Genomic DNA, 13,690 nt, shown 5'->3' on the forward strand with positions numbered 1-13,690 from the left:
CACACCCCACCACCCCACCGGGAGCTGCCCATGTTCGAGGATTCGGGGCCCCCACCCCTCTCCGTCGACGTCTGCATCGTCGGAGGGTGCGGCCGGGTCGGTCTGCCGCTGGGCATCGCGTTCGCCTCCCGTGGCCTCTCCGTCGTGCTGTACGACATCAACGCCGACGCGGTCGCCACGGTGAACGCGGGCACCCTGCCCTTCGCCGAGCCGGGCGCGGCCGAGGTGCTGGCCGAGGCGGTCGCCGCCGGTCGCCTGCGGGCCACCACCGACCCGGTCAGCGTGGGCGCCTCCGAGCACCTGGTGGTGGTCGTCGGCACTCCGGTCGACGAGCACCTGAACCCGGACCTGGGCGCGGTGCCCCGCGCGCTGGAGCGCTGCGCCGAGCACCTGCGCGACGGGCAGCTGGTGGTGCTGCGCAGCACCGTCTACCCGGGCGTGACCGCGCTGACCGAGAAGCTGCTCGCCGGCAAGGGCGTCAAGGCCGACGTGGCGTTCTGCCCCGAGCGCATCGCCGAGGGCCGGGCGATGACCGAGCTGTTCACGCTGCCGCAGATCGTCGCCGCCCGTACGCCCGGTGCCCTCGCCCGGGCGGAGAAGCTGTTCCGGCACCTCACCGAGCAGATCGTCCCGCTGGAACCGGAGGAGGCGGAGCTGGCGAAGCTGTTCACCAACACCTGGCGGTACATCAAGTTCGCCACCGCCAACCAGTTCTGGATGATGGCCAACGACTTCGGGCTGGACTTCGCCCGGATCCGGCACGCGGTCGCCCACGACTACCCGCGCGCGGCGGACCTGCCGATGCCCGGCTTCGCCGCCGGTCCGTGCCTGTTCAAGGACACGATGCAACTGGCCGCGTTCAACCGGAACAACTTCGTGCTCGGCCACTCCGCGATGCTGATCAACGAAGGGCTGCCGCTCTACCTGGTCTCCCGCCTGGAGGACCGGTTCGACCTGTCCGAGTTGACCGTGGGCATCCTCGGGATGGCCTTCAAGGGCGGCTCGGACGACCCACGGGAGAGCCTGGCGTACAAGCTGCGCAAGATCCTGGCGCTGAAGACTCGGGAGACGATCTGCACCGACCCGTACGTGGCCGACGAGCGTCTGGTCGACCTCGACGAGGTGCTGCGTCGGGCCGACCTGTTGGTCATCGCCGCCCCGCACGAGCAGTACGCCCGACTGGACACCGACAAGCCGGTGATCGACATGTGGGGGCTGACCGGGACGGGGGTGCGGGTGTGAAGCCCCGCGTGTCGGTGATCGTGCCGGTCTACAACGAGGGCGCGGCCATCCTGCGCTGCCTCGAGCGGATGCTGCGCGAGATGCTGCTCCCCGCCGAGGTGCTGATCGTGCACGACATGCCGGAGGACACCACCGTCCCGTACGTCGAGCAGATCGCGCGCACCGACCCGCGGGTGCGCGCGGTGCTCAACACGTACGGGCGCGGGCCGGCCAACGCCATCCGGTTCGGCATCGACGCCGCGCTCGCCCCGGTGGTCGTGGTCACCATGGCCGACGGCTGTGACGACCCGCGCCAGATCGACGAGCTGGCCCGGCTGGTGGACCGGGGCGTGGTGGTCGCCGCCGCCTCCCGCTACATGCCCGGCGGGCAGCAGGTCGGCGGACCCCGGCTGAAGCGGATGATGTCCCGCTGGGCCGGGCGCAGCCTCTACACCCTGGCCCGGGCCGGCACCCGGGACGCCACGAACAGCTTCAAGGCGTACGACACGGCCTTCGTCCGTGAGGTGGGCATCGAGTCGCGCACCGGCTTCGAGATCGGGCTGGAGCTGACCGCGAAGGCCACCCGGCTGCGGCTGCCGGTCGCCGAGATCCCCACCATCTGGTTGGACCGACCGCTCGGGGAGTCCCACTTCGACCTGGGCCGGTTCCTTCCCGGCTACCTCAAGTGGTACTTCTTCGCCTACGGTCGACGGCTGAGCCGGGAGAGCCTGGCCGCCCGCACGGCCCCGGCCGTGCCCGCCCAGCGGGGCGAGCGGGACAGCACCGAGTACGAGAAGACCGCATAGGAGCGCACGTGGCGAAGGTTCTGGTAACTGGTTCGGCCGGCTTCATCGGCGGTTATCTCGTCGAGGAACTGCTGGACCGGGGCCACGAGGTGGTCGGCATCGACAACTTCTCCAAGTACGGCCCGGTCACGCACAGCTACGACGCGCACCCCCGGTTCCGTTTCGTGGAGGGCGACGCCCGCGACGTCGACCTGCTCAGCGAGCTGCTCGACGGCTGCGACCACCTGGTCGCCGGCGCGGCGATGATCGGCGGCATCTCCTACTTCCACGCCTACGCCTACGACCTGCTCGCCACCAACGAGCGGATCATGGCGGCCACCTGCGACGCCGCCATCCGCGCCCACCGCGACGGCCGGCTGGCGAAGGTCACCTACCTCTCCTCCTCGATGGTCTTCGAGTCCACCGAACACTGGCCCAGCAGGGAGGGCGACGAGCGGCGCATCCCGCCACCGCTCTCCTCGTACGGCTTCCAGAAGCTCGCCGTGGAGTACTACGCCCGGGCCGCCTGGGAGCAGTATCAGCTGCCGTACACGATCGTCCGGCCGTTCAACTGCGTCGGGGTGGGGGAGGGGCGGGCGCTCGGGCAGGCCGAGGTCCTCTCCGGCAACGTGAAGCTGGCGATGTCCCACGTGGTGCCCGACCTGGTGCAGAAGATCGTCAAGGGGCAGGACCCGCTGCACATCCTCGGTGAGGGCAACCAGGTGCGGCACTACACCTACGGCGGTGACCTGGCCCGGGGCATCGCCACCGCGATCGAGCACCCGGCGGCCCGCAACGACGACTTCAACCTCTCCACCGCCGAGTCGACCAGCGTGCTGGAGTTGGCGGAGCTGATCTGGCGCAAGATCAAGGGTCCGGACGTGCCGTTCCGCCACGTCTCCGACGAGCCCTTCCGATACGACGTGCAGAAGCGGGTGCCGGACGTGACGAAGGCCCGCGAGGTGCTCGGCTTCCACGCCACCACCTCGCTGGACGAGATGCTCGACGAGGTGATCCCGTGGGTGACCCGGGCGGTCGAGGAGGGCCGGCTCTGAGACCCGGCGCCGTGTCCCGGTGACGCCCCACCCACCGTGTCCCGGGCGGTGGCAGCCACCCGGGACACGGCGGCGGATCAGCCGGTGAACGGCAGGCTGATCCGGGAGGGGGTGCCGATGCCGAGCGTGGTCGGCGCGCCGCCGATGGCGTTCCAGACCTCGACCGTGACGGTCCCGTTGGACAGGTCGCCGAGGGCGCCGACGGCGGCGAGCAGCCCCTGCTGCGCCCCGTAGGACTCCCAGCCGGGGACCGGGTCGGTGGCGAAGTAGCGGTAGGTCTCCACCCGGTCGACCGTGCCGTCGCCGGTCAGGTCGTACGACACCCGGGCCTGCACGCCGTTGCCCACCGCCGTGCCGGCGTCGACGGCCAGTTGGAACGTGGTGGCTCCGCCCCGGTAGACGCCGTCGAGGCCGCAGGCGGTGAAGACCAGCGGGTTGGTCGGGGTGCCGTCGTGGTTGCCGTTCGCCGCCGGCACCGTGGCGCTGCCCGCCGGGCCCTGGTCGGCGCCCATCGCACCGCCGGCCAGCAGGTACTCGACGGGCTGCACCTGGTGCCGGCCGGTCGGGCAGGTCGGCGTCGGGCCGGCCGTCGTGCTCGGCGAGGGGCTGGTGCTCGGGCTGGCCGTCGCGCTCGGCGAGGGGCTCGTGTCGGGGCTGGTCGTCGCGCTCGGCGTGGGACCGGGCGGCGGGGTGCCGCCCGCGCCGAACGGGCTCAGCTCGATGCCGGCGGCGCGTGGGTCGCCGTCGTGCACCAGGGACTCCTGCGCCTGCACGTCGTCGAAGGCGAAGCCGTACGCCTTGCCGTCGACCATGTTCGCGTGCACGATCCGCGAGTAGTGGTTGGTCAGGTCACCCCGGTAGAAGTCGGCCGGCCCGCCGCCGGGCTGGGTGTGCAGGGTGCCCAGGGTGGAGCGGTGCAACGCCGCGCAGAGGGTACGGGCGATCGGCCCGACCACCAGGTCGTTCGGCGCGGCGAGCGCCCCGTCGCAGTCCCAGACGTCGGAGCTGGACGGCTTGGCGAAGCTGGCGACCTGCCGGCCGGCGGTGTCGGTGAAGGTCATCGTGGTGCCGCTGGTCCGGCCGAGGTACGTCACCTCGGGCTGCGCGGCGAAGGGTGCCACGGTCAGCGTCCGGGTGGTGTACGCGTTCCACGCCTCGGTGATGTACGGGTCCAGGTAGGTGGCGCTGAGCAGGCCGGCGTCGGCGGCCTTGCCGGGGGAGAGCACCCGCAGCACCGTGCCGTCGACGCGGGTCTGCACCGATGCGCCCCAGCCGGGCTGGGCCCGGACGGCGTCGATGACGGCCTGCCGTCCGCCGTCGACCACCTCGCCGGTGCGGCGGGTGGCCCCGTCGGCGCCGGTCACGGTGACGGCGTGCGGGACGGCGAACATGTCGACCTGCGAGCTGTTGAGCCAGAGCCCGGCGTCGTTGTAGGTGAACTCGGACCAGTCGAAGAGGATGTCCCGGTTGGGGTCGCCGGCCGCCCAGGGGGCCGGTTGCACCAGGCCGTCCGGGGTGAGGGCGAAGCGCAGCTTCTCCCCGAAGGAGAAGTAGACCCGGCCGGAGAGGTTGCGGGGGATGCGCAGCGTGGTGCTGCCGCCCGGCGCGGGGCCGGCGATGGCGACGTCCGGGGCGGGGGTGGGGGGCAGTCCACCGGCGGGCCAGGGGGTGAAGGTGCCGGCCGCGTCGACGTACCCGAGCCGCCCGGAGCCGAGGTCGACGCCGAGCACGTAGAGGTGGACGCTCTCCGCCCGGCCGGTGTGGTTGGTGACGGTCATCGGGAGCACGGTGGGGCCGACGGCCCGGGCGAGCGACGCCGCCGTCACGACGGAGGTGGCGCTGGCCAGGACGAGCGCCAGCAGGACGCGCGTCAGCCTGGTGGGGGTACGCAAGGACGACTCCTTCGGCCCGGGGTGGGCCCGGTTCGGCCGGCTGCCGCGGGGTCGGTGGTGGCGGTGGCCGGGGTGGGGGACGGGAGCGGGTCACGGACCCGGGACGGGGCCTGTGAGAGCGCTCTCTCAGAGAGCGCTCTCACAGCATCGGACGCGCATGGGCTCCTGTCAATGCGGCACCGCTCGCGGTGTCGTCGCCCCGGACGTGGTGACCGGCGTCACGTGACATGCTCATGCAGTGGGACGCATGAACTTGCACCGCACTCGTCGTCCCATTAGCCTTCATTGCATAGTCATGCGGAGGTGGGTATGGGCATTCGAGTCGCGGTCGCGGGGGCGAGCGGGTACGCCGGGGGCGAACTGCTGCGCCTGATCGCCGGCCACCCGGAGTTCGACCTGGTCGCCGCCACCGCGCACAGCCAGGCCGGTCAGCCCGTCACCGCCGTACACCCGCAGCTCGCCGGCCTGGACCTGGTGTTCGGGGCGACCGACAGGGCGACCCTGGCCGACGCGGACCTGGTCTTCCTCGCCCTGCCGCACGGCCAGTCGGCGGCCCTCGCCGCGACCCTGCCGGAGACAGTGCGGGTGGTCGACCTCGGCGCCGACCACCGGCTCACCGACGCCGACGCCTGGACCCGCTACTACGGCGGCCCGCACGCCGGGGCGTGGACCTACGGCCTGCCCGAGCTGCCCGGCCAGCGCGCGGCGATCGCCGCCGCCACCCGGGTCGCCAGCACCGGCTGCTACGCCGTCGCCACCACCCTCGCGCTCGCCCCGCTGATCGCCGCCGGCGCGGTCTTCCCCGCCGACGTGGTGGTCGTCGCCGCCTCCGGCGCCTCCGGCGCGGGCCGGGCCGCCAAGGCCCACCTGCTCGGCAGCGAGGTGATGGGCGACCTGTCGCCCTACAAGGTCGGCGCCCACCAGCACGTGCCGGAGATCAAGCAGGCCACCGGCGCGACCAGCCTCTCCTTCACCCCGGTCCTCGCGCCCATGCCGCGCGGCATCCTGGCCACCGTCACCGCCGTGCCCACCGGCGACGCCGACCCGCGCGACGTGCTGGCACAGGCGTACGCGGACGCGCCCTTCGTGCACGTGCTGCCCGAGGGCTCCTGGCCGCACACCGCCGCCACCGCCGGCGCGAACTCCTGCCACCTCCAGGCGGCCGTGGACGTCGACTCCGGCCGGGTGATCGTGGTCAGCGCCATCGACAACCTGGGCAAGGGCGCGGCCGGCCAGGCCGTGCAGAACGCCAACCTCATGCTCGGTCTCCCCGAGACCACCGGACTGCCCGTCTTCGGAGTCGCACCATGACCGTCACCGCTCCCCGGGGCTTCCGGGCCGCCGGTGTCGCCGCCGGACTCAAGGCCAGCGGCGCCGCCGACGTCGCCCTCGTCGTCAACGACGGCCCCGACGCCGGGGTCGCCGGCGTCTTCACCGCCAACCGGGTCAAGGCCGCGCCGGTGCTCTGGACCCAACAGGTCGTCCGGGGCGGCGTGGTTCGCGCCGTGGTGCTCAACTCCGGTGGCGCGAACGCCTGCACCGGCCCGGCCGGCTTCCAGGACACCCACGCCACCGCCGAACACACCGCCGCCGCGCTGACCTCGGTCAGTCCCCGGCTGATGCTCGGCGCAGGCGAGGTCGCGGTCTGCTCCACCGGCCTGATCGGTGAGCGGCTGCCGATGGACAAGCTCCTGCCCGGGGTGCGCGGCGCCATCCGGGGCCTCGCCCGCGACGGCGGCCCGGCCGCCGCCGAGGCGATCATGACCACCGACACCCGGCCCAAGACCACCGTGGCCCGGGGCGCCGGCTGGACCGTCGGCGGCATGGCCAAGGGCGCCGGCATGCTCGCCCCCGCCATGGCCACCATGCTCTGCGTGCTCACCACCGACGCGGTGGCCGGGCCGGAGAGCCTGGACGCCGCGCTGCGGGCCGCCACCCGGGTCACCTTCGACCGGATCGACTCCGACGGCTGCATGTCCACCAACGACACGGTGCTGCTGCTGTCCAGCGGCGCGTCCGGCATCGAACCCACCGAGGCCGAGCTGACCGCCGCGGTCACCGCCGCCTGCCACGACCTGGCCCAGCAGCTCATCGCCGACGCCGAGGGCGCCACCAAGCAGATCGCCATCGACGTCGTCGGCGCGGCCAGCGAGGACGACGCGGTGGACGTGGGCCGCTCGGTGGCCCGCAACAACCTGGTCAAGACCGCCCTGTTCGGCAACGACCCGAACTGGGGCCGGATCCTCGCCGCCGTCGGCACCACCGCCGCCGCGTTCGAGCCCGACGGCGTGGACGTCGCGGTGAACGGGATCTGGGTGTGCCGTGCCGGCGCCGCCGCCGAGGACCGCTCCAAGGTGGACCTGACCGGCCGGGACGTCACCATCCGGATCGACCTGCACGCCGGTGACGCGGCGGCGACGGTCTGGACCAACGACCTGTCGCACGCGTACGTGCACGAGAACTCGGCGTACTCGACGTGAGCGCGCCGAACGGACCGGAGGTGCGGGCATGAGCCTCTCCGCCGACCTCACCCGGGCCCAGGCCAAGGCCGAGACGCTGATCGAGGCGCTGCCCTGGCTGGCCCGCTTCTCCGGCGCCACCGTCGTGATCAAGTACGGCGGCAACGCCATGATCGACCCCGCACTCCAGCGGGCCTTCGCCGCCGACATGGTCTTCCTCCGGTACGCCGGGCTCCGGCCCGTCGTGGTGCACGGCGGCGGTCCGCAGATCTCCGCCATGCTCGGCCGGCTCGGCATCGCCAGCGAGTTCAAGGGCGGCCTGCGGGTCACCACCCCGGAGGCGATGGACGTCGTCCGGATGGTGCTCGTCGGGCAGGTCGGCCGGGAACTGGTCGGGCTGATCAACGCGTACGGCCCGTTCGCCGTCGGCCTCTCCGGCGAGGACGCCGGCCTGTTCACCGCCGTGCGGCGGCCCGCGTACGTCGACGGGGAGCCGGTCGACGTCGGGCAGGTCGGCGACGTGGAGTCGGTCGACGTCTCCGCGGTGGCCGACCTGATCGCGGCCGGCCGGATCCCGGTGATCTCCACCGTCGCGCCGGACGTCGACGGGGTGCTGCACAACCTCAACGCCGACACCGCCGCCGCCGCGCTCGCGGTCGCGCTGCAGGCGCGCAAGCTGGTCGTCCTCACCGACGTCCCCGGCCTGTACGCCGACTGGCCCGACCGGGACAGCCTGATCAGCGAGATCACCGCCGACGAGTTGGCGAAGCTGCTGCCGTCCCTGGAGTCGGGGATGGTGCCGAAGATGGAGGCCTGCCTGCGGGCCGTACGCGGGGCGGTGCCCGCCGCGCACGTCGTCGACGGCCGGGTCGCGCACTCCACGCTGCTGGAGGTCTTCACCTCGGAAGGATTCGGAACCATGGTGACCGACTCATGAGCACGCTTGTCGAACGGTGGGGCCAGGCCCTGATGGACAACTACGGCACCCCGCCGCTGGCGTTGGTCTCCGGCTCCGGCGCGGTGGTGGTCGACGAGGCCGGCCGGGAGTACGTCGACCTGCTCGGCGGCATCGCGGTCAACGCCCTCGGCCACGCCCACCCGGCCGTGGTGGCCGCCGTGTCCAAGCAGGTCGCCACCCTCGGGCACGTCTCGAACCTCTTCGTCGCCGAGCCTCCGGTGGCGCTGGCCGAGCTGCTGCTGGCCCTGGCCGGTCGGCCCGGTCGGGTCTTCTTCGCCAACTCCGGCGCGGAGGCCAACGAGGCGGCCTTCAAGCTGTCCCGGCTCACCGGCCGCTCGCACGTGGTCGCCACGGAGGGTGGCTTCCACGGCCGCACCATGGGGGCGCTGGCGCTCACCGGCCAGCCGGCCAAGGTCGACCCGTTCCGCCCGCTGCCCGGCGACGTCACCCACGTGCCGTACGGCGACGTCGCCGCCCTGGAGTCGGCCGTCACCGACGCCACCGCCATGGTGATCCTGGAGCCGATCCAGGGCGAGAACGGCGTGGTCGTACCCCCGGCCGGCTACCTGGCCGCGGCCCGGCGGATCACCGCCCGGCACGGCGCGTTGCTCGTCCTCGACGAGGTGCAGACCGGCGTCGGCCGCACCGGGCACTGGTTCGCCCATCAGGCCGACGGCGTCGAGCCGGACGTGGTGACCCTGGCCAAGGGGCTCGGCGGCGGGCTGCCGATCGGCGCCTGCCTCGCCTTCGGCCGGGCCGCCGCACTGCTCGCCCCCGGCTCGCACGGCACCACCTTCGGCGGCAACCCGGTCAGCTGCGCCGCCGCGCTCGCGGTCGTCGCCACCATCGCCAGCGAGGGACTGCTCGACCACGTCAAGCGGACCGGGGAGCGGCTGCGCCGGGGCGTCGAGGCGCTCGGGCATCCGCTGGTCGCCCAGGTGCGCGGCGCCGGGCTGCTGCTCGGCATCGTGCTCACCGAGCCGGTCTCCGCCCCGGTGGCCGCCGCCCTGCGCGACGCGGGCTTCCTGGTCAACCCGGTGCAGCCCGGGGTGGTCCGGCTCGCTCCGCCGCTGATCCTCACCGCCGAACAGGTCGACGCCTTCCTGGCCGCCCTGCCCGCCGCCCTGGACGCGGCCGCCCCCGCCCCGACCCCCGCGACCGGCACGGAGGCCAGCGCATGATCCGGCACTTCCTGCGCGACGACGACCTGACCCCCGCCGAGCAGTCGGCCGTGCTCGACATCGCCGCGCGGATGAAGACCGATCGGTTCGCGTACCAGCCGCTCGCCGGGCCGCGCTCGGTGGCCGTCCTGTTCGACAAGCAGAGCCTGCGCACCCGGATCTCCTTCGACGTCGGCATCGCCGAACTGGGCGGGCACCCCCTCGTGGTGGACACCCAGGTCACCCACTTCGGGCGGGGCGAGACCCTGGGCGACGCCGGCCGGGTGCTCTCCCGCTACGTCGCCGCGATCGTGCTGCGCACCCACGGCGACGACCGGATCGCCGAGGTCGCCGCGAACGCCGGCGTGCCGGTGGTCAACGCGCTCACCGACGACTACCACCCCTGCCAGCTCCTGGCCGACCTGCTCACCGTCCGGGAGCGCCTCGGCGCCACGCAGGGACGGACCCTGGCGTACGTCGGGGACGCGGCGAACAACATGGCGCACTCGTACCTGCTGGCCGGGGCGACCGCCGGGATGCACGTACGGATCGCCGGGCCGGCCGGCTTCCAGCCCGACCCGGAGATCGTGGCCCGGGCCGAGAAGATCGCCACCGGCACCGGTGCCTCGGTCCGCGTGCTCGTCGACCCCGTCGAGGCGGTGCGCGGCGCGGACGTGGTCGCCACCGACACCTGGACCTCGATGGGCCAGGAGGACGACGGGCTCGACCGGATCACCCCGTTCCTGCCGTACCAGGTCAACGACGCGCTGCTCGCCCACGCCGGGCCGGAGGTGATCGTGCTGCACTGCCTGCCCGCACACCGGGGCGAGGAGATCACCGACGAGGTGCTCGACGGCCCGCGCAGCGCCGTGTTCGACCAGGCGGAGAATCGCCTGCACGCCCAGAAGGCGCTGCTGACGTTTCTCCTGGAGGCATCGACACCATGACCGCCCCGCTGACCCGTGCCGCCCGGCACGCCCGCATCGTCGAGCTGATCCGCAACACGGCGATCCGCTCCCAGACCGAGCTGGCCGACCTGCTCGCCGGTGACGGCATCCAGGTCACCCAGGCCACCCTGTCGCGGGACCTGAAGGAGTTGGGCGCGGTCACCGCCCGCGGCGGCGACGGGCGAGCCGTCTACGTCATCCCCGAGGACGGTCACCGGCCGCTGCGGGACGCCGAGGCGGCCCCCGCCCGGCTGGTGCGGCTGCTGCGCGAGCTGCTCAACGGGGTCGACGCCAGCGGCAACATCGCCGTGCTGCGCACCCCGCCGGGCGCAGCCCAGTACCTGGCCAGCGCGTTGGACCGGGCGGGCCTGTCCGAGGTCGTCGGCACCATCGCCGGCGACGACACCATCCTCGTCGTGGCCCGCGAGGCCGACGGCGGGGCTGCGCTCGGTGACAAGCTCGCCGGCTGGGCCCGCCGGGAAGAGAACGTCGAAGGGAGCACCACACCATGACCGAGCGGGTCGTCCTGGCGTACTCCGGAGGTCTCGACACCTCCGTCGCCATTCCCTACCTGGCCGAGCAGACCGGCGCCGAGGTGATCGCGGTGGCGGTCGACGTCGGGCAGGGCGGCGAGGACCTCGACGCCATCCGGCAGCGCGCCCTCGACTGCGGAGCCGTCGAGTCCGAGGTGGTCGACGCGCGCGACGAGTTCGCCGCCGACTACTGCCTGCCGGCCATCCGGGCCAACGCCCTCTACATGGACCGCTACCCGCTGGTCTCCGCGCTGTCCCGGCCGCTGATCGTGAAGCACCTGGTCGCCGCGGCGCGCAAGCACGGCGGCACCATCGTGTCGCACGGCTGCACCGGCAAGGGCAACGACCAGGTCCGCTTCGAGGTCGGCCTGGGCGCGCTCGCTCCCGACCTGAAGATCGTCGCCCCGGCCCGGGACTTCGCTTGGACCCGGGACAAGGCGATCGCCTTCGCCGAGGAGAAGGGGTTGCCGATCGACGTGTCGGCGAAGTCGCCGTACTCCATCGACCAGAACCTGTGGGGTCGCGCCGTCGAGACGGGCTTCCTGGAGGACATCTGGAACGGCCCCGTCGAGGACCTGTACTCGTACACCTCCGACCCGGCCGAGCCGCGCGACGCCGACGAGGTCGTCATCACCTTCGACGCCGGCGTCCCGGTCGCCGTCGACGGCGAGACGGTCACCGCGTACCAGGCGATCCTGGAGCTGAACCGGCGTGCCGGCGCGCAGGGCGTCGGCCGGCTCGACATGGTCGAGGACCGCCTCGTCGGCATCAAGAGCCGCGAGGTGTACGAGGCCCCGGGCGCGATCGCGCTGATCACCGCCCACCAGGAGCTGGAGGCGGTCACCGTCGAGCGGGACCTGGCCCGGTTCAAGAAGAGCGTCGACCAACGCTGGGGCGAACTCGTCTACGACGGGCTCTGGTTCTCCCCGCTGAAGGACAGCCTCGACGCGTTCATCGACGACGCGCAGCGGCACGTCTCCGGCGAGGTGCGGCTGACCCTGCACGGCGGCCGGGCCACCGTCACCGGCCGGCGCTCCGAGGCCAGCCTCTACGACTTCGGCATGGCCACCTACGACACCGGCGACACCTTCGACCAGTCCCTCGCCAAGGGTTTCGTGCAGCTGTGGGGCCTGCCCAGCAAGATGGCCGCCGCGCGGGCCGCCCGGCTGGGCGGCGTCTGATCGTGGGAACCACAATGGGCGGCGTGGACGACAAGAGCCTGACCGAGAACAGCGCCGCCACCAACCGGACGAGCCTGTGGGGTGGCCGCTTCGCCGGCGGCCCCGCCGAGGCCCTCGCGCGGCTGTCGGTGAGCGTCCAGTTCGACTGGCGTCTCGCCCCGTACGACATCGCCGGCTCCCGGGCGCACGCCCGGGTGCTGGCGGGCGCGGGCCTGCTGGACCCGGAGGAACTGGGCCGCATCCTGGCCGCGTTGGACGACCTGGAGGCGGCCTGCGCCTCCGGGCAGTTCCGCCCGACCATCGACGACGAGGACGTGCACACCGCCCTGGAGCGGGGCCTGCTCGAGCGGCTGGGCAGCCTCGGCGGCAAGCTGCGCGCCGGCCGGTCCCGCAACGACCAGGTCGCCACCGACCTGCGCCTCTACCTGCGCGACCACGCCCGGGGCGTGGCGGCCCGGCTGGTCGAGCTGGCCGAGGCCCTGGTGGAGCAGGCCGAGCGGCACGTCGAGACGGCCGCACCCGGCATGACCCACCTGCAGCACGCCCAGCCGGTCACCTTCGGGCACTGGCTGCTGGCGCACGTGCAGCCGCTGCTGCGCGACCTGGAGCGGCTGCGTGACTGGGACCACCGCACGGCGGTCAGCCCGCTGGGCGCGGGTGCGCTGGCCGGCTCCGGCCTGCCGCTGGACCCGGTGGCCGTCGCCAAGGAGCTGGGCTTCCGCACGTCCTTCGCCAACTCGATGGACGCGGTCGCCGACCGGGACTTCGTCGCCGAGTTCCTCTTCGTCACCGCGATGGTCGGGGTGCACCTGTCCCGCCTCGGCGAGGAGGTGGTGCTCTGGACGTCGCAGGAGTTCGGCTGGGTCGAGCTGGACGACGCCTTCGCCACCGGCTCGTCGATCATGCCGCAGAAGAAGAACGCGGACATCGCCGAGCTGGCCCGGGGCAAGTCCGGCCGGCTCGTCGGCGGGCTGATGAGCGTGCTCACCATGCTCAAGGGCCTGCCCATGACGTACGACCGGGACATGCAGGAGGACAAGGAGCCGGCCTTCGACGCGGTCGACACCCTGGAGCTGCTGCTGCCCGCGCTCGCCGGGATGATCTCCACGATGACGGTACGGGTCGACCGGCTGGTCGCCGCCGCGCCGGTGGGCTTCTCGCTCGCCACCGAGGTGGCCGACTGGCTGGTCCGCAAGGGCGTCCCGTTCCGCGACGCGCACGAGATCACCGGCAAGCTGGTGGCGCTCTGCGTGGCTCGGGACTGCGCCCTCGACGAGGTCTCCGACGCCGACCTGGTCGCGGTCAGCGAGCACCTCGACCCGAGCGTGCGCGACGTGCTCTCGGTCCGTTCGGCGCTGGCCGCCCGGATCACCCCCGGCTCCACCGGCCCCGGCCCGGTCGCCGACCAGCTCGCCGCCGCGGCGGACAAGCTGGCCGGCTGGCGGGAGTGGGCCGCCGAGCGGGTCGTACCCCGCTGAGGTCGTGACGGCCGGTCGCGG

The 13,690-nt window shown here is 73.2% G+C and carries 12 protein-coding genes; 11 read left to right on the plus strand and 1 reads right to left on the minus strand.

Features of this window, described 5'->3' with window-relative positions; translation table 11 throughout:
- Positions 1–30: 30 nt before the first annotated feature.
- Genes ACPFP2_RS20055 through ACPFP2_RS20065 form a run of 3 tightly spaced genes read left to right on the plus strand, consistent with a single transcriptional unit; the run spans position 31 to position 3,061 of the window.
- Entirely contained in the window at positions 31–1,242 is a 1,212-nt protein-coding gene (locus ACPFP2_RS20055) for a nucleotide sugar dehydrogenase (RefSeq protein ID WP_424090696.1), read from the plus strand.
- Positions 1,239–2,027, plus strand: a complete 789-nt coding sequence (locus tag ACPFP2_RS20060) for a glycosyltransferase family 2 protein (protein WP_424090697.1) — start codon at positions 1,239–1,241, stop codon at positions 2,025–2,027. Before ACPFP2_RS20055 ends, ACPFP2_RS20060 begins: the two co-directional genes overlap by 4 nt.
- Before the next feature lie 8 nt (positions 2,028–2,035).
- Entirely contained in the window at positions 2,036–3,061 is a 1,026-nt protein-coding gene (locus tag ACPFP2_RS20065) for an NAD-dependent epimerase/dehydratase family protein (RefSeq protein WP_424090698.1), read from the plus strand.
- Between the two features lie 77 nt (positions 3,062–3,138).
- On the opposite strand, the gene ACPFP2_RS20070 is transcribed toward ACPFP2_RS20065, so the two are convergent.
- Positions 3,139–4,953 carry a beta-1,3-glucanase family protein gene (locus ACPFP2_RS20070; protein WP_424090699.1) on the minus strand — a complete coding sequence of 605 codons (1,815 nt, stop codon included), beginning with the start codon at positions 4,951–4,953 and terminating at the stop codon, positions 3,139–3,141.
- 309 nt (positions 4,954–5,262) lie between these two features.
- Here ACPFP2_RS20070 and argC point away from each other — a divergent pair, with 309 nt between their 5' ends.
- The 8 genes from argC to argH are packed head-to-tail and all read left to right on the plus strand — an operon-like array spanning position 5,263 to position 13,669.
- On the plus strand, positions 5,263–6,264 hold the full coding sequence (gene argC / locus ACPFP2_RS20075) for an N-acetyl-gamma-glutamyl-phosphate reductase (RefSeq protein ID WP_424090700.1): 1,002 nt from the start codon (positions 5,263–5,265) through the stop codon (positions 6,262–6,264).
- Positions 6,261–7,433: a bifunctional glutamate N-acetyltransferase/amino-acid acetyltransferase ArgJ gene (gene argJ, locus ACPFP2_RS20080; RefSeq protein WP_424090701.1), complete on the plus strand. Its 1,173-nt coding sequence runs from the start codon at positions 6,261–6,263 to the stop codon at positions 7,431–7,433. Before argC ends, argJ begins: the two co-directional genes overlap by 4 nt.
- A 28-nt stretch (positions 7,434–7,461) precedes the next feature.
- Positions 7,462–8,349 (plus strand): acetylglutamate kinase, encoded by an 888-nt coding sequence (gene argB, locus ACPFP2_RS20085; protein WP_424090702.1) that lies wholly within the window; start codon positions 7,462–7,464, stop codon positions 8,347–8,349.
- A complete protein-coding gene (locus ACPFP2_RS20090; RefSeq protein ID WP_424090703.1) occupies positions 8,346–9,551 on the plus strand; it encodes an acetylornithine transaminase in 1,206 nt (401 codons plus the stop codon). The genes argB and ACPFP2_RS20090 overlap by 4 nt, the downstream gene beginning before the upstream one ends.
- Complete coding sequence (gene argF, locus ACPFP2_RS20095; RefSeq protein WP_424090704.1) at positions 9,548–10,477, plus strand: ornithine carbamoyltransferase; 930 nt, start codon at positions 9,548–9,550, stop codon at positions 10,475–10,477. Before ACPFP2_RS20090 ends, argF begins: the two co-directional genes overlap by 4 nt.
- A complete protein-coding gene (locus ACPFP2_RS20100; RefSeq protein ID WP_424090705.1) occupies positions 10,474–10,989 on the plus strand; it encodes an arginine repressor in 516 nt (171 codons plus the stop codon). Before argF ends, ACPFP2_RS20100 begins: the two co-directional genes overlap by 4 nt.
- Complete coding sequence (locus ACPFP2_RS20105) at positions 10,986–12,191, plus strand: argininosuccinate synthase (protein WP_424090706.1); 1,206 nt, start codon at positions 10,986–10,988, stop codon at positions 12,189–12,191. Before ACPFP2_RS20100 ends, ACPFP2_RS20105 begins: the two co-directional genes overlap by 4 nt.
- A 14-nt stretch (positions 12,192–12,205) precedes the next feature.
- Entirely contained in the window at positions 12,206–13,669 is a 1,464-nt protein-coding gene (argH, locus tag ACPFP2_RS20110) for an argininosuccinate lyase (protein ID WP_424090712.1), read from the plus strand.
- Positions 13,670–13,690: the final 21 nt, after the last annotated feature.

Origin of the sequence: Micromonospora citrea, from assembly GCF_049629545.1 — a bacterium.
Classification (GTDB): domain Bacteria; phylum Actinomycetota; class Actinomycetes; order Mycobacteriales; family Micromonosporaceae; genus Micromonospora; species Micromonospora citrea_A.

Bases quoted from the DNA above. Each gene is read 5' to 3' on its own strand.
- argJ (WP_424090701.1), top strand. From the start codon at position 6,261: ATGACCGTCACCGCTCCCCGGGGCTTCCGGGCCGCCGGTGTCGCCGCC.
- ACPFP2_RS20100 (WP_424090705.1), top strand. From the start codon at position 10,474: ATGACCGCCCCGCTGACCCGTGCCGCCCGGCACGCCCGCATCGTCGAG.
- ACPFP2_RS20055 (WP_424090696.1), top strand. From the start codon at position 31: ATGTTCGAGGATTCGGGGCCCCCACCCCTCTCCGTCGACGTCTGCATC.
- argF (WP_424090704.1), top strand. From the start codon at position 9,548: ATGATCCGGCACTTCCTGCGCGACGACGACCTGACCCCCGCCGAGCAG.
- ACPFP2_RS20090 (WP_424090703.1), top strand. From the start codon at position 8,346: ATGAGCACGCTTGTCGAACGGTGGGGCCAGGCCCTGATGGACAACTAC.
- argC (WP_424090700.1), top strand. From the start codon at position 5,263: ATGGGCATTCGAGTCGCGGTCGCGGGGGCGAGCGGGTACGCCGGGGGC.
- argH (WP_424090712.1), top strand. From the start codon at position 12,206: ATGGGCGGCGTGGACGACAAGAGCCTGACCGAGAACAGCGCCGCCACC.
- argB (WP_424090702.1), top strand. From the start codon at position 7,462: ATGAGCCTCTCCGCCGACCTCACCCGGGCCCAGGCCAAGGCCGAGACG.
- ACPFP2_RS20105 (WP_424090706.1), top strand. From the start codon at position 10,986: ATGACCGAGCGGGTCGTCCTGGCGTACTCCGGAGGTCTCGACACCTCC.